Annotated in this window: 25 protein-coding genes and 2 pseudogenes; 4 read left to right on the top strand and 23 right to left on the bottom strand. The window is 29.7% G+C overall.

Annotated elements, in window-relative coordinates; genetic code table 11:
- Nucleotides 1-408: 408 nt before the first annotated feature.
- Nucleotides 409-609, bottom strand: coding sequence for a hypothetical protein (locus ACO6OL_RS06080; protein ID WP_102169934.1), 201 nt, complete (start codon nt 607-609; stop codon nt 409-411).
- A gap of 192 nt (nt 610-801) precedes the next feature.
- Here ACO6OL_RS06080 and ACO6OL_RS06075 point away from each other — a divergent pair, with 192 nt between their 5' ends.
- Entirely contained in the window at nt 802-999 is a 198-nt protein-coding gene (locus tag ACO6OL_RS06075) for a hypothetical protein (protein ID WP_102169935.1), read from the top strand.
- Between the two features lie 51 nt (nt 1000-1050).
- Here ACO6OL_RS06075 and ACO6OL_RS06070 read toward each other — a convergent pair whose 3' ends face one another.
- Both ACO6OL_RS06070 and ACO6OL_RS06065 read right to left on the bottom strand, forming a co-directional pair.
- A complete protein-coding gene (locus ACO6OL_RS06070) occupies nt 1051-1287 on the bottom strand; it encodes a hypothetical protein (RefSeq protein WP_485502492.1) in 237 nt (78 codons plus the stop codon).
- Nucleotides 1288-1309: 22 nt separating this feature from the next.
- Entirely contained in the window at nt 1310-1492 is a 183-nt protein-coding gene (locus ACO6OL_RS06065; RefSeq protein ID WP_485502491.1) for a hypothetical protein, read from the bottom strand.
- Nucleotides 1493-2129: 637 nt separating this feature from the next.
- Between ACO6OL_RS06065 and ACO6OL_RS06060 the strand changes: the two genes are divergently transcribed.
- Nucleotides 2130-3404 carry an FtsW/RodA/SpoVE family cell cycle protein gene (locus tag ACO6OL_RS06060; RefSeq protein WP_485502490.1) on the top strand — a complete coding sequence of 425 codons (1275 nt, stop codon included), beginning with the start codon at nt 2130-2132 and terminating at the stop codon, nt 3402-3404.
- Between the two features lie 42 nt (nt 3405-3446).
- On the opposite strand, the gene ACO6OL_RS06055 is transcribed toward ACO6OL_RS06060, so the two are convergent.
- From ACO6OL_RS06055 to ACO6OL_RS05985, 15 genes are all read right to left on the bottom strand, one after another.
- Nucleotides 3447-4508 carry a M42 family metallopeptidase gene (locus tag ACO6OL_RS06055; protein ID WP_485502489.1) on the bottom strand — a complete coding sequence of 354 codons (1062 nt, stop codon included), beginning with the start codon at nt 4506-4508 and terminating at the stop codon, nt 3447-3449.
- Between the two features lie 4 nt (nt 4509-4512).
- Nucleotides 4513-4782, bottom strand: a complete 270-nt coding sequence (locus ACO6OL_RS06050; RefSeq protein ID WP_485482825.1) for a hypothetical protein — start codon at nt 4780-4782, stop codon at nt 4513-4515.
- Nucleotides 4783-4792: 10 nt separating this feature from the next.
- Nucleotides 4793-5665, bottom strand: a complete 873-nt coding sequence (locus tag ACO6OL_RS06045; RefSeq protein ID WP_485502488.1) for a 2-oxoacid:ferredoxin oxidoreductase subunit beta — start codon at nt 5663-5665, stop codon at nt 4793-4795.
- Between the two features lies 1 nt (nt 5666).
- The gene (locus ACO6OL_RS06040) at nt 5667-7409 is read right to left on the bottom strand and encodes a 2-oxoacid:acceptor oxidoreductase subunit alpha (protein ID WP_485493050.1); all 1743 of its coding nucleotides are present in this window, start codon (nt 7407-7409) and stop codon (nt 5667-5669) included.
- 561 nt (nt 7410-7970) lie between these two features.
- Nucleotides 7971-9785, bottom strand: coding sequence for an ABC transporter substrate-binding protein (locus ACO6OL_RS06035; RefSeq protein ID WP_485502487.1), 1815 nt, complete (start codon nt 9783-9785; stop codon nt 7971-7973).
- 594 nt (nt 9786-10379) lie between these two features.
- Entirely contained in the window at nt 10380-11153 is a 774-nt protein-coding gene (locus tag ACO6OL_RS06030) for an SDR family NAD(P)-dependent oxidoreductase (protein ID WP_485502486.1), read from the bottom strand.
- 14 nt (nt 11154-11167) lie between these two features.
- The gene (locus ACO6OL_RS06025; RefSeq protein WP_485502485.1) at nt 11168-11602 is read right to left on the bottom strand and encodes a CopY/TcrY family copper transport repressor; all 435 of its coding nucleotides are present in this window, start codon (nt 11600-11602) and stop codon (nt 11168-11170) included.
- A 327-nt stretch (nt 11603-11929) separates the two neighbouring features.
- Entirely contained in the window at nt 11930-12649 is a 720-nt protein-coding gene (locus ACO6OL_RS06020; RefSeq protein WP_485502484.1) for a class I SAM-dependent DNA methyltransferase, read from the bottom strand.
- Nucleotide 12650: 1 nt separating this feature from the next.
- Entirely contained in the window at nt 12651-12989 is a 339-nt protein-coding gene (gene rsfS / locus ACO6OL_RS06015) for a ribosome silencing factor (RefSeq protein WP_004264102.1), read from the bottom strand.
- 20 nt (nt 12990-13009) lie between these two features.
- Complete coding sequence (gene yqeK / locus ACO6OL_RS06010) at nt 13010-13879, bottom strand: bis(5'-nucleosyl)-tetraphosphatase (symmetrical) YqeK (protein ID WP_485480718.1); 870 nt, start codon at nt 13877-13879, stop codon at nt 13010-13012.
- Nucleotides 13854-14462: a nicotinate (nicotinamide) nucleotide adenylyltransferase gene (gene nadD / locus ACO6OL_RS06005; protein WP_485502483.1), complete on the bottom strand. Its 609-nt coding sequence runs from the start codon at nt 14460-14462 to the stop codon at nt 13854-13856. The genes yqeK and nadD overlap by 26 nt, the downstream gene beginning before the upstream one ends.
- Before the next feature lies 1 nt (nt 14463).
- Nucleotides 14464-14763, bottom strand: a complete 300-nt coding sequence (gene yhbY, locus ACO6OL_RS06000; protein WP_004264083.1) for a ribosome assembly RNA-binding protein YhbY — start codon at nt 14761-14763, stop codon at nt 14464-14466.
- 19 nt (nt 14764-14782) lie between these two features.
- The gene (gene yqeH, locus ACO6OL_RS05995; RefSeq protein ID WP_485502482.1) at nt 14783-15901 is read right to left on the bottom strand and encodes a ribosome biogenesis GTPase YqeH; all 1119 of its coding nucleotides are present in this window, start codon (nt 15899-15901) and stop codon (nt 14783-14785) included.
- Nucleotides 15894-16466, bottom strand: a complete 573-nt coding sequence (locus ACO6OL_RS05990) for a YqeG family HAD IIIA-type phosphatase (RefSeq protein ID WP_485502481.1) — start codon at nt 16464-16466, stop codon at nt 15894-15896. Before ACO6OL_RS05990 ends, yqeH begins: the two co-directional genes overlap by 8 nt.
- Before the next feature lie 17 nt (nt 16467-16483).
- The gene (locus ACO6OL_RS05985; protein ID WP_485502480.1) at nt 16484-17260 is read right to left on the bottom strand and encodes a phosphatidylserine decarboxylase; all 777 of its coding nucleotides are present in this window, start codon (nt 17258-17260) and stop codon (nt 16484-16486) included.
- A 406-nt stretch (nt 17261-17666) separates the two neighbouring features.
- Here ACO6OL_RS05985 and ACO6OL_RS05980 point away from each other — a divergent pair.
- Nucleotides 17667-17753, top strand: a pseudogene (locus ACO6OL_RS05980) (TetR family transcriptional regulator); the annotation flags it as partial.
- A 12-nt stretch (nt 17754-17765) separates the two neighbouring features.
- Nucleotides 17766-18215: an LmrA/YxaF family transcription factor gene (locus ACO6OL_RS05975; RefSeq protein ID WP_485502479.1), complete on the top strand. Its 450-nt coding sequence runs from the start codon at nt 17766-17768 to the stop codon at nt 18213-18215.
- A gap of 173 nt (nt 18216-18388) precedes the next feature.
- Here the strand turns inward: ACO6OL_RS05975 and ACO6OL_RS05970 are convergent, their stop codons facing one another.
- From ACO6OL_RS05970 to ACO6OL_RS05950, 5 genes and pseudogenes are all read right to left on the bottom strand, one after another.
- Nucleotides 18389-18928 (bottom strand): hypothetical protein, encoded by a 540-nt coding sequence (locus ACO6OL_RS05970; protein WP_485502478.1) that lies wholly within the window; start codon nt 18926-18928, stop codon nt 18389-18391.
- Nucleotides 18929-19897: 969 nt separating this feature from the next.
- Entirely contained in the window at nt 19898-20602 is a 705-nt protein-coding gene (locus ACO6OL_RS05965; protein WP_485502477.1) for a hypothetical protein, read from the bottom strand.
- The gene (locus ACO6OL_RS05960) at nt 20599-20889 is read right to left on the bottom strand and encodes a hypothetical protein (protein ID WP_485502476.1); all 291 of its coding nucleotides are present in this window, start codon (nt 20887-20889) and stop codon (nt 20599-20601) included. The genes ACO6OL_RS05965 and ACO6OL_RS05960 overlap by 4 nt, the downstream gene beginning before the upstream one ends.
- Nucleotides 20890-20953: 64 nt before the next feature.
- A pseudogene (locus ACO6OL_RS05955) lies at nt 20954-21322 on the bottom strand (AlbA family DNA-binding domain-containing protein); the annotation flags it as partial.
- A 435-nt stretch (nt 21323-21757) separates the two neighbouring features.
- Nucleotides 21758-22539, bottom strand: a 782-nt coding sequence (locus tag ACO6OL_RS05950) for an SIALI-17 repeat-containing surface protein (protein ID WP_485502475.1), incomplete at its 5' end; no start/stop codon positions are given.

The following is a 22539-nucleotide window of genomic DNA, read 5'->3' as shown; positions in this document are numbered from 1 at the left end:
CCATGTATTTATAACATATATAATTTTAGCATAAAACACGAGTTTTTTAAAATAGTATTCCTTAATTTCCTAAAGTGTTAATATTACAACATTGTTATTTTTAATATATTTATACCCATAAACATATTATACATTTTTCAAAAAAATCAATGGAAACTCAATAACAAATCTAGTATCAATAGTTCTATAAGTTAATCGCAGTTCGTTATAATAAAAGTACTTAAAGACTATACCAAATACTTTTATTTTTTATATAATGGTCTGATTTTTGAATTTCTATCAGGGTTTGGAAGTCCTAACCTTTTAGCAAATTGGTAATACTTTTCAAATTCCTCATCAATTTTATGACAGTTAGGTATATGACTTAAATAACTGAACCTTTTAAAATCATTTTAAGATAATTTCTTATTACACATTATTATTTTTACCTCTTATATTTAATATTTCTATTATTTTTTCTTCTGTCAAGTCTTTCCATCTTAAATTGTTATTTTTTATATATTCACTTAATTTTCCCATGTCAAGATCTGGATAAAGATTTTCAGATGCTGTATATCTACTATCTGTTGCATATTCATCAAACTCATATAGTAATTTATCATCAACCATAAATATTTCTCCTTATAATACTCTATATAATCCAATTAATTATAACATTTTCTCATAAAATATACATTATTTAAAATAACATTTTTCAAATTACAAAAAGATTAATACTAAAGAAAACTAATTTATGTTATAAACATAGTATAAATTGATTATAATATGAATGAAAGATTATTTTGAAAGAGGATGAAGAATATGTTTAACTTAGAAAATATGAACGAATATGAACAATATTCATATTTAATAAAGATGTGTGATCCTTATATTAGTTATGAGGTAATAAACGGTGAATTGAAAAAAGTTTTCAAAGATGAAACTCCTGATATAATTTATGAAGCACAAGAAAAAATTAAAAGTTTAATCTCTTCACCTGGATTTGAACTTCCTAGATAATAAAATAAAAAACACTTGGTAAATTTACCAAGTGTTTCTCTTTTACGTTTTCTAGTACCAAGCAACTACTCTTGTATCTGAAAAATCATTTTCATCTAACATTCTCAATAATCCTTGATATGCATGCATTAAATACATTGTTTGTTTATATTTATCTGCTCGTTTAATTAATCTAGCCTCTCTTGATTTCAAGTCCAACTCTATAGTTCCATAATCTTCAGCGTTCTCTGGGAAATAATTATATACAACAACATTATTAGTAATTTTAATCAATTTCAAAAGCAACATAGTTATTCCTCCTCTACTAAAATCAAAAAGTGCTCATTATTTTATATTTTTCTTCTTCTGTTAAATCATCTAGAGATATATTGTTCTCTTTCACGTATTCTCTTAATTTTCCTATATTTAAATGTGTTGGTATATCTTCTCCGGTTGTAAATGTACCATCTGGAGAAAGTTCATCTAATTTGTATAGTTCCTCTTTGTTTATCATTAGAAATACTCCATATATCGTGTTTTTTTATCTATAATTAATTATATCACTTTTTCAATTAATAATCTCAATCAATCTGTTATATTATGAGACATACAAAAACTAAAAATAGATGTCAGAATAATTTATATTCTCCGCACTGTTTTTTTAGAATAACTATTCTGTCAATTGATTATTAAATTTTTATTTGATATAATCAATTTGGAGAGAGAAGTTAAGGAGTGTAATATCTTCTAATAAAGATGGTGGCTACTTCAATGTGAAAGGGGCTGATGCTTATGCTCATAAGTATCGAAATCTTGAAGAAAGGAGTAGCAAATTGTCAGCTTACGAAATCATACAGACAATTATTAGAATAAATCTATTGATTGTTACAATAGTTGGAGTATGTATCTCAGCATTAAAAAAGACAATAAAAAATAACCATCTTTTAAACTTTGAACGGGTTAAGATGGTTATTTTTTAATAACATTTTAATCAGAGTCACCGTCTTTGAAACGGCTCTCTTTCTTACTTTTATTCTAACATAAATAAATTTAGAATGCAATATTTTTGATAAACAGTAAATATACATATAAACTATTTATTTTTAAGAATAAGTTGTTCCATTGTATAATTACATCAAAGGAGTTGACTTATGTTAAATTTCATAAAAAATAAAACAAATTTATCGATATTGATTTTTTATTTTATATTTAGTTTTTCTAGTTTATTATTTATATTACTAGCTGAATATAATAACAATAAAACACCTACATTATTCCTTAAGCAATTTGTTTTCTATACGATTGGTCTTGGAATAATATATTTACTTCAAAAAATACCAATAGATTATATAGAACGATTTTCTATATTCTTCTATTTACTTGCACTAGTTCTTTTGGTCGGTATATTCTTAGTTCCGCCTAGTCTTGCACCTATTGTAAATGGTGCTCGCAGTTGGTATAACTTCGGATTTTTCACTTTACAACCTTCAGAATTTGGTAAAATAGCCACAGTAGCGATGATTAGTATGCTGATAAAAGAAAAGAGTTTTAAAGATAATACAGATACTGTAAAACTTTTAAAAATAGCATTAATAATTTCAATACCTTTCGTATTGGTCGCTAAAGAAAATGACTTAGGTAATGGCTTATTTTTCATCTTTTTATTCTTAGGTTTAGTATTTTTAGTCTGTAATAAAGGGAAGACATTATTCAGAATCTACTCTGTGGTAATAGCTGGGCTAGCAATTATTATTCTTGCAGCCTTATATTTCCCAAAACTTCTAAGTCTAGTTGGATTAAAATCTTATCAGCTTAATCGTATTCTTTCATGGTTAAATCCTGAAGCCTATAAGCTTGATTACTCTTACCAAATCACTCAAGTTCTTAGTGAGATTAAATTAGGTGGACTTACTGGTACATTCGCTAAAAATAAAAACTATATAGATGAACAATTTAATGATTTTATCTTTTCTATAGTTGCTAAAAACTTTGGATTTATAGGTGCTGCAATATTCTTAACTATTTTCTTTATATTCATACTAAGATTATTCAATATAATGAAAAAATGCGAACAAGGTAACTACAGCTATTACTTTATTTTATTAGCTATTTGTAGTTTTTGCTTCTCATTCTTCATCAATATTTTTTCAACACTTAGTATTATTCCTGTAATTGGTATAAGTATGCCATTTATAAGTTATGGTGGAAGTTCATTAATAGCCAACAGTATTCTCTTCGGAATAATCGTTAAAATAAACGCTACGATTCATGAAGAATATTTGGAAGATGAATATTACGAAAACTACGAAGAAGAATATGATGAAGATCAATATATTGATGGTTCTCATCCTTTAGATCCTGTATACGATAATAGCTATTATGAGGAAGAACCTCAACAATATCGAAGAAGCAAAAGAAAAAGATAAAAAAAATGAGGATAGAAATTTTTTCTATCCTCATTTTTCGTTTTATTTTCTTACATCTTCAATGAATTTATCATCGATAGTTTCTAATAATTTCCCTAAAATTGATTTAGCTGCGTAGTAATCACGGATATCGAATACTGCATTGTGAGTGTGAATATAACGTGCACAAATACCGATTACAGTTGTTGGAATACCATTTAATGCTTGGTGAATATTACCAGCATCTGTTCCTCCTGGTGAAGTGAAGTATTGGTATTTAATTCCATTTTCTTCAGCAAGTGCTACGATTTTTTCTCTCATATTAGCACGAAGTACCATAGTTCTATCAACTAATCTTACTAAGAATCCTTCTCCTAGGCGTCCGTTACTTGTTTCTTTTCCATCCATATCGTTTGCTGGACTACAGTCTACTACGAAACATACATCAGGTTTAATCATATTAGCTGCCACTGTTGCTCCACGAAGACCTACTTCTTCTTGAACAGTAGCACAAACTACTAGGTTGAAGTCTAATTCTTTATCAGCAAATTCTTCTAAGATTTCTGTAATAATTACACATCCGTAACGGTTGTCAACAGCTTTACTCATAAATCTATTTTCAGTAAGTTGTTCGAATGTTGTTTTTGGTGTAACAAATGCACCTTCGCGAATTCCCATTTCTAAAGCTTCTTCTCTTGAAGAAGCACCTACATCTATAGTCATATCGCTAATTTTTACATTTTGCGCTACTCCAGCAGTGAAGTGTTTAGGAATTGACCCTATTACTCCAGTGAATTTTTTTCCTTCGTATGAAGTTACTGTGTAAGTTTGAGCTAAAAGAACATCTTCCCTAAAACCACCAAGTGTTTCAAATTTAAGCATACCATTTGGTAATACTTTAGTTACAATAAATCCAACTTCATCCATGTGAGCTGAAATCATAACTGTTTTAGCATTTTCTTTTTTAGACTTTTTAATAGCATAGATTCCACCAAGATTATCGAACTTAATCTCATCAGCATATTTAGATAAATTTTCTTCTAAATATTTTGAAATTTCACTTTCAAATCCTGATGTTCCGTCTAACATTGTTAATTCTCTGAATCTTTCTATTGATTTACTCATTTTCTTATACCTCTTTTATGTACTCTATTGTTTCACTTTCTTTATCATAACGCACTTCATATTCGATATTGTTATTATCAAAATAGAACATTAAATATGAGTTTTCTTTTAAGTTTAGCGTATAGCTATCTATAACATCGTAACCTAATGCAATTAATTTGTTTCTACACCTATCTATGTGGTCATTATTTAATTCTTGCTCTTCTGTTTTTTGATAAACTCTATATCCTACATAAGCTGCAGCTAATGGCAATAATATTCTTTTTAATTTCATATTTTACCTCTTATCTGAATTCATCACATAACGAGTTAAATAATTCCTCACTAAGTTCTAGGTTCTGATGAGCAATAGGTTCATCTCGTTTATAATTACGTAAAGTATCTTCGTAATGAGGTTTTTTCTCATTTTTGTAGATTACCCCTGTTACAAGGTCGTTGTATTCTTCTAAGACTCTATACGCTTCTAATTTATTAGTATTATCATAACCTTCGATATCAGAAAGTTTTGTTAAGTGTTCTTTATACCAAGCTGGCGTATTTTTGTAGTTATATGTTTTACATGGGCTGAACACGTTAACTAGTGAGAATCCATCATGATTAACAGCTTCTTCGAAGATTTGCATCATTTCTTTCATATCACCTGTGAATGCTTGCGCTAAGAATGTAACTTCACAAGATAAGGCAATTTTCATAGCTGATAATGGTTTTTCCATTACACCTTCTAGAGTTGTTGTCGTTACTAAACCTTCATCAGATTTAGGAGACATTTGACCTTTTGTTAAGGCATAAAGTTGGTTATCCATTACTACGTATGTCATATTTACGTTACGTTTCATAGCGTGAACAGCATGTCCAATTCCGATAGCATAACCATCACCATCTCCACCCATAGCGAAAACTGTTAAATCTTGGTTAGCTAGTTTTATCCCTTGAGCAATTGGTAGTGAACGTCCGTGTAATCCTTGAACTCCATATGCTTTTGTATATCCACTAATTTTCCCAGAACATCCAATCCCTGCTGAGATTACAACATTTTCAGGTTTAATCCCTAGATTTACAACAGCTCTATTTATACCCGCAAGTACCGAGAAGTCTCCACAACCGGCACACCAATCGGGCTTAACATCGTTTTTATAATCTTTTAATGTTACTTTCAAACTATTTCTCCTCCTCTAGTAATTGTTCAACAAGTTCGTGAGTATAATAAATGTCTCCATTATATTTCAGTAAACTACCAATTTTTTCTGAATTGTGATATTTACTTGCTATTACTGTACGTAACTGTTTGTTGTGGTTGTGCTCGACAATATAAATCTTTCTATATTTATCAAATGTATCACGAATAGGTTGAGCAACTGGATAAATTTGACGAATGTGCATAGTATCAATCTTCATACCTTGTTCTTGTAATTGCTTAGCAGCTTTATTTAGAACTCCATATGTTGAATTTACACCTACTAATAGAATGTCTTTTTCATCGTTATATTCATTTAAGATAAATGGTTTTTCTACTAATGCAGATTCAATCTTATTAGAACGTTTTTCTTTTTGACGTACTGTGTTACGTTTAACCTCAGAAGGTAATCCTACAACAGAGTGTTCATAACTGTTCGCGTTGTGGATTCCACCTTTTTGACCTGGGATAGTTCTATTTGAAACTAATACATCAGTCGCATAACGTTTGAAGTAAATAATATCTTCTTCTGTGATTTCTTCTTGTTTTAATAGATTACCACGATCAATTTGAACCTTACTAAAATCAAAGTTAGGTACTGTAGATTTGTTCATACCTAATTGTAAATCCATTAAGACAATAACAGGTGTTTGATACTTTTCTGCCATATTGAACGCATCAATCATAGTGTAGAAACAATCTTCTACAGATGTTGGAGCTAATACAATACGAGAAGCATCCCCTGTTCCACCATAAACTGCGTGGAAAATATCTGATTGTTCAGTTTTTGTCGGAAGCCCTGAAGAAGGTCCACCCCTTTGAACATCGACTATAACAACTGGTTGCTCTGCCATCGCTGCCATACCTAAGAACTCAGTCATTAATGAAATACCAGGTCCTGAAGTAGCTGTCATTGCACGAACTCCTGCGAAGTTCGCTCCAATAGCCACACCTAACGCTGCAATCTCATCCTCTGTTTGGATATATGCACCATTTACTAGTGGAAGTTTATCGAATAAATATTCCATAATTTCCGTAGCCGGTGTAATTGGATATCCTGCATACATTCTACATCCTGCTGCTAGTGCACCAAGACCCGCTGCATGGTTACCAACTAACCACATATTTTTGTGAGTTGGATTTAATTTTTTTAGATAATACTTATCATTAATATTATTTTCAGCCATGAATTCATTCATGATTTCACGACCTTTATCGAAGGCTTGAATATTAGTATTTACGATTTCTTCACCTTTACTAGAGAATTTTGCTTCAATCATATCGTAGAATATTTTTGAATCAATATCTAATAATGCTGAGCAAATCCCAAGTGTAATAATGTTTTTAATAATTGGATTTGCAATCTCTTTTGCTAAATCAGTAATTGGGAATACCGCAACTAATCCTTTAATTTCTTCTGAAATTTCTGGTTTAATTTTAGCGTCCGCAATAATAATACTATTTTCATCCAATTCTGGAATATAACTATCTAATGTAGCTTGGTCAAAGGCTATAAGAATATCTGTCTTATAGTCAATAACATTAATTCTTTCTTCTGAAATACAAATTTTACTATTACTGTGTCCACCTTTAATTCTACTTGCGAAGTCTCTTGTAGAATACATGTGATAACCTAGTGTATTTATTACTGTAGAGAAGATTTCGGCTGTACTTTCTAGCCCTTCACCTTGTTCTCCACCAATTTTCCATCCTAATTTATTAATCATATAATCTCCTTTAATCTCTTTCATTAGAAATTTAATCGTTGATTTCTCAATACTTTATTTTACCATATTTAAGAAAATTTTTCCATTCAATAATATTTATTATCAGTACAATAATTCTTATAAAATATTATTATTTCATAATTTATTTTAATAAAGACCTTTATTTTATTTTTTCAAAAATTTGTATAATATTTAGGGAAAATAATCCTTTAAAGAGAGCGACTCAAAAATTGCAATTCCTTAGGAATTAATTTTATTAAGTCGCTCAACATATTTTTTATTAGATTATAAAGTTATTATATCATGATTCCAGCCAGCCGTGAATTACTATACCTAGCTTTCAACATTTAAACTTTATTCATAAGTTTTATCTTCTCAGGGACTGGCATAAAGGTCCTAAATTTTAACAAAGTGTATATGAGAACTCACAGACGCAGTGGTTTATTGATATCTAAATTCGCTTTATAAAAGCTTTTTAGATATCTAATAAACTGTGCGGGGGTGACTCGACAAAATCGATTTCTCCGAAATCACGATTTTTGAGTCACTCCCTATTTATATTTAGCTTTTAATACCTTTATCTGAAGTTAATTCAAGTTCGTAGAATTGTTGTTCAAAAGTATTGTATTTTTTAAGATCTATATTTTTCACTCGTTTATTGACCCATACTATATCTGTGCTCCAGCTTAAAGGTAACCATGGCGCAACCTCAGCAAAGTCATTATCAAATTTATTAAACGCTTCTTTTATTTTATTATCATCAAATGAATCTTTTGAATCAATCGCTTCTAAATCTTTTGCTAGAGTTTCATCTATATATCTAGGTAAATTTAATTTAGAAGTTCCTCCTGCTATATAGTTAGGGTTTGGATTATTAAAGAATCCCCATGCTCCTTGGAAAATATCAATAGAAGAATCGTCTGCTTGTACTCTTGTTGACCAATCTTTTGGTGATAATAATTTACCATCTACCAATTTAACATCAAGACCTACTTCTTTCCATGATTTAATAAAATTATCTGCTAACGCTTGATCTAAATCACTACCAGTATTTCTTGCCGCATAATTAAATACTAATTTCTCACCATTTTTGTTTTCACGTAATCCATCTCCATCAGTATCTTTATATCCTGCTTCATCTAATAATTTTTTAGCTTTTTCTACATCTTTTTTGAATTTCTTACCATTAGGGTTAACTGCTAATTCTATTCTAGGTGGGAAGAAACCTGAACCAGTTGGTGTATATCTTAATCCTTTAAATAGTTTATCATTAATTTGATCCCAATCTACTGCGTATCCAAAAGCTTGTCTTAATTTAGCATCACCTAATTTTCCACTTGTATCAGTTAGAACTTTTCCTTCTTCTTTATCAAATTTACCTAATTTAAATCCTACGTATGACACATAAAGATCAGTCTGACCTAAAACATCACCATTTTTAGAATCTTTTATCCCTTCCCAGATATTTGGACTTAGAGAACGAATATAGTCTACATCTCCATTTTTAATAACTGATGCCGCTTGTGATGGTGACACAGCTTTAAATTCTATTTCTTTTACTTTTACTTTATCTTTATTAAAGAAATGAGGATTTTGTTTAGCTAGAACACTTTCTCCATTAACCTGTTTGTCTAAGTAATAAGGTCCATATGATAGTGGTTTTGCATTTAGATTAGCACCAGAAAATTTAGCAAAATCTTTAGATGCTTCTTCAACCTGTACTTTATTCAAGAATGTAGTGATAAAACCATTACCCCATAGCAATGATGGTCTAACATCTGTATATTTAATTACGACTGTTTTATCATCTTTTTTCTCTATACCTTTAATTGATGGAGTTTTACCTTCGTGATATTCTTTCATTCCTTCAATTACTTCATAGTCAGAAGAATATCTGATATTTTCTACATATTTAGGATTCCCCATTAAATTATATGTAGCAATTATGTCATCAGCAGTAACATCTTCCCCATTGTTCCATTTCAGATCTTTTCTTAGAGTAATTGTTGCTTCTTTTTTCTCTTTATCTAAATGGAATTTCGCAGGAGCTTCATTATCATCTTGTTTTAATCTGTAGTCTTTATCCAATGCAAAAGTATATAGCATTGTATCTCTCATAACATAATAATCCGTTGCTTGTAAGAAGAAAATTGGATTAAACATTCCTGTAAGTGGATCTGCTGATAAGATTCCTACTTTTAAATGACTGTCTGATACCGTATTTCCATCATTTTGAACCAAAGTTTTAAATTCAACCGATGGTTTTGTAATATCCCCTGTTTTCTTATTTTGATTAGTAGCACAACCTGCTAGTAATAATGTTAAAGCTAAACTAGAACTAACAACTTTTGTTATTTTTTTATTATTATTTTTCATAAAATTTACCTCACTTTTCCTACACAAAGAAAAAAGCCCTTGTAGAAGCTATTAACTTCCACAAGGACGTATCTATAGACGTGTTACCACCTTGATTTATAGTATTTTCACAAATACTATCTCAAAAAGTACCAAAATATCTTTTTGATACTCCTTGCTGTATCGGGCTATCCCGTAGCAGTTTAACTATTCAACTACTAACACGAAAAGACCATCTTCATAGTATCATCTTTGATCTCATTTCACCCACCGAGACTCTCTAAGCAAACATCAACTACTACTCTTCTTTTCAAAGTGTAATTTTTTATTGTGATTTAAGTATATCAAGATAAGAAACTCTTGTCAATGTTTTTTTATAATTTAATCTTAACAATGAAGGTATATATAATAAAACCTTAATAAAAGAAAAGGGAGTGACTCAAAAATCATGATTCCTGGGAAACAAGATTTTGTTGATTCACCCCCTCACAGTCTATTAGATATCTAAAAACCTTTTATAAAGCAATTTTAGATATCGATAAACCACTACGTCTATGAGTTTTCTTGCAAACTTTTTTTAAATCTAGGACTTTTGGGTCAGCCCCTTCAATCTATTTATTTAAACATTCTTAAAAGCATTCTGTCACTTAATCTTGGGAATAATTGACTAATTTTAACAGCTAAAACTAGTTTAAACGGTAAATTTACTTCACGTTTTTTATTCTCTATTCCTTTTATTATCTTACTTACAACAAGTTTCGGTGTTAATGTTTTACCACCCATCGCTTTCTGATAACTCTTATCTTCATCTGCAATATTAAAGAAATTTGTAGCTACTGGGCCAGGATTTACAGTCATAACATGAACATTATCTTTTTTTAGTTCTAAACGTAAAGAATTAAAATATCCAATTAGAGCAAATTTAGTTGCTGAATAAACAGAACTCTTTGGTGTTGCTATTTTACCGGCTAGTGAAGCTATAGTTACAATAGTTCCAGATTTTTTTTCTCTCATTCGTTTTGCGATTTCAGTAGTTAGTTGAATAGTTCCTATAACATTTGTATCAAACATGTTTACTACATCAGCATCACAAAACTCACTAAAATCTTTCATAATACCATAACCAGCACCGTTTACAAGGATATCTACATCATCAACTGCTGAAAGAAGTTGCTCAACTTGATCTTGAGAGCCAATGTCTACACTATAGACTCTAGTTTTTACATTCTCAAAACCTTCACATTTTTTAGCAGTTTTTTCCAGTGCTTCTTTTCTACGAGCCACCAATATTAATTCCACATTACCCTTTTGTGCATATTGATGAGCCAATTCACGACCTAGTCCACTTGAAGCACCCGTTATTAATATCTTTTGTTTACCATTTTCCATTTAATATCCCTCTCTTATCCGTGTTTTGCAGCACAGCTACATTGTCCTTTTAGACACTTGCACGTAATAATCTCATCTGCTGTCTTTCTTTTTTCTTTCAACAACTCTATAATTTCATCTATATTACTTTTACTTAAATTATCAGTTTCTATTATATTTTTTACTATAATATGAGTTCTTCTTTCACAAATTCTCTCTAAAAAATTTTGTGTTAATATATCTAGACACTCATCTTCAACGCATTTTGCTGAATATAAAAATTTATTCCCTTGTTTTCTAGTTTCTAAAAATCCTTTTTCAACTAACCTTGATAGTAAAGTTTTAATAGTTGATGGTGTCCAAGACTTTTCTTCACCTAGAGTATCAATTACAAACTTACTTGTAGTTTCTTTATTACTCCAAACTACTCGCATTACTTCCCATTCCGCTTCCGAAATATTAATTTCCATTTATTATCATCCTTTTTTTCAGTTACATCTGTAACTATAATACTATTTTAATCATATAATGTCAATTCATAAAAAACTTGATTCTAGCAAGACTAGAATCAAGTTTAAGATTTTTTCCTAATTGGATGTCTAATAACTGTTTTAAACTTCTCAGGTAATATTTTTATCACATCAGATATATAAATCACATGGTGAAATCTATTCTCATCATTCGGGTCCCCGCTCCCCCTAACTGCAATATAATTAGCATTCTCTATATTAACAATACATGGTTTAGTCTTAGGGGAATATAAATGCTTAAGAGTTTTTTTAAAATCAACTGCTATATTATTTCTCCAAAATAAAAATTATTCTATCTGATTCAGCATATTTTTTATTGTTTTTATCAAAATCACAGAAATAATCTTTAACTTTAAATCCAATATTTTGAGTTTCAGCAAGGATGCTTTCAATTTCATAAGTTCTTTGCGAATGAAACTGTTCTAGTTTTCTATATAAACTATTGTTTTCTTTTATAAAGAACGACAGTTCACTCTCCACTTCTAGAGGATTTTCTGTTTCATATGTAAACCACAGATAACTAATTTCCTCATCTTCATAACCGAAAACTTGTTTTTCTAACATATCCGTAACTTTTTTGGGAGTGTGGATATCAAATATAAATTTTCCACCTTCTCTTAAAGATGAGTACACTTCTTTTAATCCTAGTTTAAACTCTTCAAAATCCGATAAATAATTAAATACATCAAATGCACTTAATACAAAATCAAATTCCATATTTAACGATGAAATTTCTAATAAATCCATCGCAAAATAATTACAACAAGGAACTTTTTCACTAGCTATCGCCAACATTTGTTCACTATTGTCTACTGCAAATACTTCTCCATATTTTTTTAGAGTTGGTAGCATTGCACCACTACCACAACCTAAATCAAGAACTAGAAGATTTTCTCTATCTTCTAATTCTTGACCAATAATATTTTTATAAGCATCGTAGTCGACATCCATAAGTTTATCATAAACAATACTTAAATTTTCGTACATATTATACACCTTTTATAGGATATTTCTCAAATAGTGCATCTAATTCATAGTATTCTCTATCGTCACGAGTCATGATGTTTACTACAACATCACCTAAATCCATAAGAATCCATTTGGCTTCTCTTAGACCTTCTGTACTGTGAATTTCTCCACCATTTTCTAATACTTGTTCTCTTACTTCTTGTGCAATTGCTTCTACTTGTCTATTTGTAGGTGCGTGACAAATTACAGAATAATCATATAATACTCCCGCTTGAGTTAAGTCATATGCAACGATATCATAACCATGTTTATCATCACATGCATCTACAACAACTTTTAATAAGTTTTCTACTTCCATTTTCATCCTCTTTCTTTATTTTATTTTTTTATAATATGGAACATTACCACATATAGTACATCATCTTCTGGGTATCTTTTTGCTAGTTTATTGATTAATTCATCTAGAGTAACATCATAATACTTAGCATAACGTTCTGTTAAAGTATCTCTTGTTACAGGTTTAACTAAATCAACTTCTAGTGTAGCGAACACTGTATCAGGATCTTCATAAGTCGTAGCTTCTAATAAATCACCTTTTTTGAAGTGAGCTTCACTCTTATTTCTAATCGTGATTGTTTTTTCATCAGCTAAAATTTTATCTTTATTTTTTTCTTTAAATCCAACACGATAGTTTTTAATATTATAATAGTTATAACAATTTAGTAATGATGGATAAATTCTTTCATCATTATCAATTAAATAAACTAACGTATACTTAGCAGCAAGTCTTACCGCTTCATCCAAATCATATTGAGATACTTCTGTAACCTCTTCTAAATGTGGGTGTTTTCTTTGTGGATCAGTATAATCAGCTATGAAGATTATTTTTTCTAATAATGTCATGTGCTTTCTACCGAATGTGTGGTTAGCTACAGCAAGTTTAACTTCCTCATCTGCTACACCAAATTCTTCTTCGATAAATGCACTTGCTACAGGTCCATGAAGCACTTCTACTGGGTAGTCTAATAGTTTCCCATCTAAATTATGTAAAATTACATATTTTTTCATTAATACTTCATCCATTGGCTTACAAACATCATGCACTAATGCCGCTAATGCTGCTTTTTCTACGTTTGCTCCATGAATTTTCGCAAGATGTTTCGCTACTTCCACAACTCTTAATGTGTGTTCATATCTTTTTTCTGGTAATATTTCTTTCACTCTATTTTGAATTTCTTGATATTCCATATAAACTCAACTCCTCTATATATGACTTACATTCATCAGTAATCATATAATTAATACTTTTCTTGTTTTTTAAATTTTTCCTAATTAAACTAGAACTTATCTCAATTATCGGTGATTTCATTATCTCGTAATTAATAGATTTATAAAAAACATCCCCTTCTGCTACTTTATATAAACCCTCTTCATCACGAGCAACAAAAATAAAAGTTACAAGTTTTGCTAGTTCTCCTATATTATACCATTTTTTTAAATCTTTGGCTCTATCTGTTCCAATAATAAAATAGATTTTTTCATTTTTATACAATTCACTAAAATACTTAACAGTATTATAACTATAACTTACACCCTCATTTGATATTTCATAGTCACTTACTTCAAACTTTAAGTTTCCTTTAGTACTTAGTTTCGTCATCTCAAATCTATTTTTATCACTAGCTTCAAGTTCTCTACCTTTTAACGGTGTAATATACGAAGGAATAAAAATAACTTTCTCTAAATCATAAGTATCTAGTGCTGTTTCGGCAGTGATCAGATGACCAATATGAATCGGATCAAAACTACCACCATAAAGCGCAATTGACATCTTATTTCACCAACTCTATTTTTCTATACTTTTCCTTAGAGCTTTGTTTGTATAATACAATAGTGTGTCCAATTACTTGAACTAATTCAGATGAAGTACGTTCAGATAGAATTTGAGCAACCTCATCTTTATCTTCTTCACAGTTTTGTAAAATACTTACTTTTAATAATTCACGTTTTTCTAACGCATCTCTAATTCCTTGAATCATATCACTATTTACACCTGATTTCCCTACTTGGAAAATTGGTGATAAATGATGAGCTAATGCTCTTAATTGTCTTTTTTGTTTTCCTTTTAACATCTTATCCTCTTTTCTTTTACTATATTATCGATTCACGTACAAATACTTCGATTTCTTCTGGTACATGAATATCAATCTTGCATCCACTATCGCTATTAACCGTAATCCATCCTAATCCAGAAATCACAATATCCATCTTTCTACTGTCGATAGTGAAACTTTTCTTAACTTGATTGTTGAAAATAGAAATATTATCCTCAAACGGCGGTTTTAATAATGTTCCTAAGTGCTTTTCAAACAGTTGATCTGCGTTACTTAGCTTTGTACGATGGATTTCTACTAAATTAGATGCATATAATGTGAAACTTTGTCGCTCGCCTTCTACAAAATCCATTCGAGCCATACCACCGAAGAACAAACTTTGTTCAGCATTTAACTGGAATACGCGCGCCTTAATCTCTTTTTTAGGCATTACTAATTTTAAACTTTGCGCATCAAGATAATGAGCTATATCATAATCCAGAATAATACCTGGTGTATCGTAAATACTAGTAGCACGGTCTAAAGGTATCTCTATCATTCCTAATGTTGTCCCCGGGAAGTGAGAAGTTGTAATTACATTCTTATCCCCAGTTGTAAGTTCGATAAGTTTATTAATAAATGTAGATTTCCCTACATTAGTCGCACCAACAATATAAACATCCTTACCTCTGCGAAGTTCATCTATACGACTTGCAGCTTCTTCGACACCTTGATTTTTTATCGCACTAATTAAAAGAATATCTTTTACCTTAATACCTTTGGCTTTTAGCATCTTAAATAGCCACTGTTTAACTTTATTAGGTTTAACAGATTTAGGTAATAAATCTAACTTATTAGCTACAAGTACGATATCTTTATTATTTCCTACAATATCAACCACATCTTCAATCCAACTTCCAGAAAAGTCAAAAATATCTACTACTTTTACTATTAATGCATCTTTTTTTGATAATGTTTTGATAAGTTGATAAAAATCTTCAGCTCCTAGTTGCACATCAGATACTTCATTATAGTTTTTTAACCTGAAACATCTTTTACAAACAAGATTGCCATCAATACTTTTTTCTACCACACTCTTCGGCAAATAACCCTGTTTGTTCTGGTCTTCGCTCTGAATCTCAACTCCACAACCAATACAATAAACTTTATTACTCAATATTGCCTCCATTTTCTTTCTTATGTTTTAATCTATATCCTACTTTTTTCATTTTAGGAAATTTCTTTCTTCTTGTTAAATTTTGAATTATCAATGCTTCAAAAAATCTATTAATTCTAGTTTTAAATGCATCCGTCTTAGAAATTGGTTTAACTAAAACACTCATAGCTCCAAAACTTTTAGCTCCTAGTACATCAGTTAATACTTGATCTCCTAAGATAATCGCTTCTTCTGGTTTCCTATTTAACTTTTGCAATGCTCTTTTGAAACCAATTGTTAAAGGTTTTTTAGCTCCAGCTACATATTGAAGATTTAACTTACGACAAAACTCCTCAACACGCTCTTCTGTATTATTAGACACGACGATAATATCAAAACCAGCTTTTTTCATCTTCTTTAGCCATTTATTTAATTCTTTAGTATCTTTCTTACTATCCCATGATATTAAAGTATTATCTAAATCTGAAATAATAACTTTTTTGTTGTGCATATTCATATACTCAACATCAATAAACTCATACTTTTCTATAAAATCATCTGGTGAAAAATATCTTTTTAGTACCATTTTCTTTTACCAATAGCCTATAAAATAGTAGCTATTTTCTCTCCCATCTTGATTTCTTTATTCTCTAAGTTTTCCTCTAAGATTACGTTATCTTTTTCAAACAGTAATACTACTGTTGAACCAAACTCAAAGTACCCTAACTCTTCCCCTTTTTTCACATAAATACTCTCATACGTCGGAATTATAGAATTAACATTTTGGGCTCCTACAGGAATTAATGTATAATTTATTTTCCCATTAAGTCTATATACTTGTCTGTAGTTATAGCTTAATATATTATCTCCTAATTCTAAACCAAGATTATTAACTGGATAAGAATATTTACCAAGACTATATGCATCCTTTACCTGACTATTCATAGGGAAGTGAATACGGTGATAATTCTTTGGACTTAGATATATTATCATATATGTACCATCTTTATATTTGTCTGCTAATTCACTATCTCCTACCAAAGTTTGAACATTATAAACTTGATTTTTCACAACAAATGTACTGTCTTCGCCTATAACACCTATTTCTGAAATAACACCATCAGTAGGACTTACTAGTGAGTCTTCATCCTGATTAATTGGACGAGCATCTGGGCGTAACTTTCTAATAAAAAATTCATTTAAATTTTTAAAATCATCAATTTCATCTAACATCTCGTCAGTATTAATATCAAATACCTTAGCGAAAGGTTGAATCATTAATCTACTTAAATTAGACTTCGTTAATTTTTTTAGAGCTTTTGAGCTCATATTTCCATTAGTTAATTCAACACAAAGTTGAAACATTTTCTTTTTTAACATACCAGTCTCCTTATTGAATATCATGTTATATTTTACTATAAAAGTCCATTAAATACAAATATTGCAAAGAAGAACCTTTAAAATAATCATAATTATCGCGCACTACATAGAACTTTTGATTTACCATAAATTATTATACTATAATTTTTATATTATTACATTTTCCCAAAATTATAATTATATCAATATTTTATTTCTATACGTTATCATTGCTTATAATATAACATTTGTATATTCAAGTAAAATAAAAAATTTTTGTTATACAATATTGATTTTAGTATCATAAAATTGTATAATAAAATTATAAAGATAAAGCAAGGGAGTGAATGACATGACGTTAAATAATAAAGTAAAAGAAAACATTATTTTAACAACTGTCCAAAACGTTTGAACTAAGGGCTATTCTCTGACAAGTGTTCAGGATATCATAAAAAAAGCTAAAGCCCCTAAAGGAAGCGTATATTACTATTTTCCAAAAGGAAAAGATGAGATTTATCTAGAAGCTTTGGATAAAATCAACAGCAATGTAAAAAAAGAGTTTAAAACAATTTCTCCTAAGTTAGGGACTTTAGAGGAGTATTTAACAACTGTATTCGAACTTTTTATATCAAAAGGTAAAGCATGTAAACGTAGTGGTTTTTCTCTTACATTATTAGCGATGGAGACTGCAGAACTTTCTCCAATAATCGCTGAAAAATGTAGTGATATATTAGAAAATTGGCGTTTACTTCTTGCTGATGGACTATTTGATAGAAATCTACCGGAAGATGTTTGTAATCCTGTTAGTGAATGGTTATTCACTAGTATTCAAGGTGCATTAACTGCAAATAGAATTCATAAAGACGAAGCATTTCTTTTGAATATAAAAACCTCAATTAAATTTGTTGCTACCTCTTCTCCTGAAACACTTAGAGCAATATTCTCTAGGGCAGATGAAGACGAAATAATTGCATAAGATAAGAACCCACGAGAAAACTTCTTTTTTCGTGGGTTTTGTTTCATTAAAAATTTACTTCAGCTCGTACTACTGCATCTCCTCACTTAATATACTGCTTCTTTTCCTTGGTTAATTTGCTAAAAATATACTCAGCTTGAATAAAGAAAGAGATTACTAAAAATAGAATTTTATTATAAATAATTATCCAATTCTTCAATACTTACTTTCAGTTCTTCTGCAGCTAACTCTCTGTTGATATAACCTCTTTTTAGTAGAGAAATAATTGTATTTATCTTTTCTTCAACTCGTCCTTCTGCTCGTCCTTCTTCTTGAGCATAAGCTAATGAAGCCCAGTAATGGTCTTGTTGTCTTGTTATTTCATCATACATAAGTTTCTCCTCCTTACTCCAATTTCTAAGATTTAATAAATTATCAGCTTGAATAAGAATATCATCCGGTTTGCTTGTGTACTGTTTATTTCCGAAAAATTCTAGCCATCTAATTTTCTTATAATCGTTGTTCAAACCTTCTTTATATTTTTTTAATTCTAAAAATACTATTTTCAATAGTGGCATTTCTTTAGTATCACTATCTACATACATTTTTAATTCGGTGTTTCTTGTTTCTTCTTTGATTAAAAAAGTACTTTCAGTTATTGGAATTATCAATACTAATAAAATTATTAATAACACAATATATATAATAAATTTTATATGTAAAAATAACAACATAATTATTTCCGAATTACTTATCATGTAAATGAATTCTATTTTAAATTTCATTTTTTCAAAATATTTTACATAAAAAAAAGATATAGTTACCAGAATAATTAATTTAATAAAATTAATTAAATGTTCAAAAAAAATAAATATATATTTGTTATACTTCCTTGAAAATTTGGTTTTAATATAGAATAATTTTCGTTTGACTCAATAGACGAAAAGAAGAATCTTTCCATATATATAAATATAGAAAAAAGTATGTTCAAAAATATTATTACTAAAATTATAAACCATACAATATACAATAGTGATAAAATATCCTTTTGCTTTTCATTACTTGCTACTCTCTCTATTCTAAATTTAATAATCCCAATTATATCCATTCTATCACCCTTTATTTATTTTATTATACTAATTATACTAAATATACTGATAATAATAAAGTAAAAACAGTAAGCGGATACAAATGAAATATTCTTATTCTAGTTTAATTATGATAAAATAAATATGTCAAATAAAATAAACATTAAATGTAAACGTCCAATAACGAGGTATATTTAAAATAGATCTTTTAATTTTATCATGTTTATCCACAAATTACTTGCGTATTTTGGTCTATAAACCCAAGTTTATCACTTAGAGAAAACATAAAAACGTTATAAAAGTTGACTCAACAGTGTTTACGGCTGTCATTTTTTCGGGGAAATTTGTTGTACATGAATTATAAGGGATACCTATTTAATTCTTCGTGTTTTACTATTCCTTTTTCCCATATTAACCTTAATAACCTATTTAATAATTTCAAATCTTCACTCTCTTATAACCTATAATAACCTTAATGAAATATCTAAAAAGATTTTACAAATCGAATTTTGATACCAATAAATCACTGCATCTATGAGTTCTCATATAAACTTTTTTTTTTAAAATTCAGAACTTTTGAAAAACTCATTAAATTCTTTATATTTCAACTTACTTTTACTCATTAAGTTCCCAACGACCATTACGTCCTCTACCTACATACTTAAGGTTATCTATTTCTTTTATAGTCCTTTCAATAGTCTTTACACTAACTCCAGCTTCTTCGGCAATGATTTTTCTTGTAATCTTATCATTACTTCTTACTTTTTCTTTGATAAACTCTACGAGAACTACCTTATCACGAACGACTCCCTGAACAATTTTCTGAGAGATGACACCATGAGCATCATCCTGAATAACATCTTGAGAAACACCATGAGTATAATTCTGAGCGTCATTCTGAGAAATGCTTCGAATAATATTATTACCTCCGACTTTCTGCGATACTATCTTTTTAAGAGGAATAATTGTTTGGAATACATCTCCTTCCTCAAACACTGGACTTTGCCCTGAATAAAGCTGTGTATATTTATAAGTATTTCTCATTCCTGAACCTAATTCATCAGCAAGACCTATTTCTCTAAACACCTTTGATATAGATGGATTCTTAGAAAACGGCTCAAATTTCTGCAAATCTAATACTCCCATACCATGAATAAAGTTGCTATTTTCAATAATAATTTTCTCATCGTCAATAATCATCTTTGCAGGATACCCACTTGAATAATCTCTATGAGCTAATGTATTAGAAACTATCTCTCGAAGTATTCTATCTCTCACACTAACATTTACAATTCCGTCCAATACAAATAAATCATTCAAGTGTTTTGTCCAAACTCTATAAGTCTATCATAGCTATCAATAAGGTTTGTTATAACAACATCTCTATCGTCATATCTATCCTTATTTTCAACTCTGAATATTGCATCTGTTTTGTGTTGCGGAAGGACAGACATAATAGAATTGTCTTTTCCAAATAACAAAATAGCTGCTAATGTGATTCCCTCACATTTAATTTCTAGATCGGTTAAAATCAAATTTGCACTTCTGAGAAGTTCCTCATTATTCATATTTTTCCAAACATGATTCCTATTCCTTACTACAGCCATTTTCCTAACCTTATCAATTACAGAATCATCAAGAAAATCAATATTAAGATTCGGATATACTTTATTAATAAATTAGCTTCCTTGCGTATAATTTGAAAACAAGTTCAGAATGGTCTTTTATATTGATGTCATCCTCGTATGCCCTATCCCAAATTCTTCCATTATGCCTGAATACTCGATATCCTTTCAGTATTCTGATATAAATTACTTTTTTTTCATCTATGTTAAAAACTTCAGGAACCAAATAAAGCAGCGGATTCATCTTTTGCGGATTATTTATTGCTGTAGTAAATTCCTTAATCACTTTATCAACTTTATCTTCACTAACACCAACAATCTCACTTTTATCATTTACACCAAGTAAAATATGTCCACCATTCCTATTGTTGAAAGAACATACTGTATCAAAGACATCCTTAGTTAAAGCATTTTTAGATTCTTTAAACTAACCATCTATCTTCTCTCCATTTTGAATTAACTTCTTTATTTCATCTATCATCGTTTACTTTTTCACCACCTTTATTTACCAGTATTCTCATTAATAACAACTTTGTTGTTTTGAACTTCTATCTTTATTGACTATAAAAGTAACATAATCTCCATTTTTCAATTAAAAAATGTCACTATATTTTTCAAAATAATAAGCGCTCCTTAAACCATGACTTATATACAGTATACGAAAAAATCTCTCATACTTACTTCCTTTTTACTTACTTTCCCTACAAAAACTATAGCATTTTTAGGGTATTATTTCCACAATCCTAACCAAAACCAAAAAATCCAAGAAATGAACCTTTTGATTCACTCTTGGATTTTTTGCTCTTCTCGACTATCTAAATAGATAATATTAAAGATTTATTTTTGATGATTATTCTTCATCTTCTCTACGTCTTTTAGCAACTGCTAGTAAACTTCCTAATACAGCTAATCCTAGACCTGCTAGTCCTGTATTAGTTTCAGCTTTACCTGTATTTGCTAAACGTTTTGTTGATTTTTCAACTTTATTAGTTGGTTGTGGCTTGTTACCTCGACCTTGTTCTTCTCCCTCTACTTCACCATTAATTTCTGGTAATTCTGGTTGAACTTCTGGTTCACCGTTTACTCCACCGTTAAATTCTGGGTTATCTATAACTGGAGGAGCAATTAGATTACCATTCTCATCTACTCCAGTTGTACCGATTGGTTCTGTATATTCTGGAATATCAACTACTGGTGGTTCAAGTAGATTTCCGCTTTCGTCTACTCCTGTTGTTCCAATTGGTTTTGTGTATTCTGGAATATCAACTACTGGTGGTTCAATAAGATTTCCATTCTCATCTACTCCAGTTGTTCCAATTGGTTCTGTATATTCTGGAAGTTCAAATACCGGAGGATCAAGAGTTATTAATTTTTCTCCTGGTATCTCATGACTTATATTAGTATTTGGATCAGTTATTGTAACTTTTCCAGTTTTATCTACTGTTACTTTTTTACCTGGATTAGATTTTTCAACTGATTCTTTAACCTTATCTTGTTCTTCTTGTGTTAAGTTAGCAGGATCTTTTACTGGAATCTTATCAGCTGGTATTACTGGTTCAAAGTCTTGGTTCACTAAGTCTGTTCCTGGAATTGTATGACTAATTCCTGTTGTTGGATCTGTCACTGTTGCTG

Source organism: Gemella sp., from assembly GCF_057272915.1.
The sequence above is the reverse complement of the archived record's forward strand: the minus strand, read 5'-3'. Positions and strand labels throughout refer to the sequence as shown.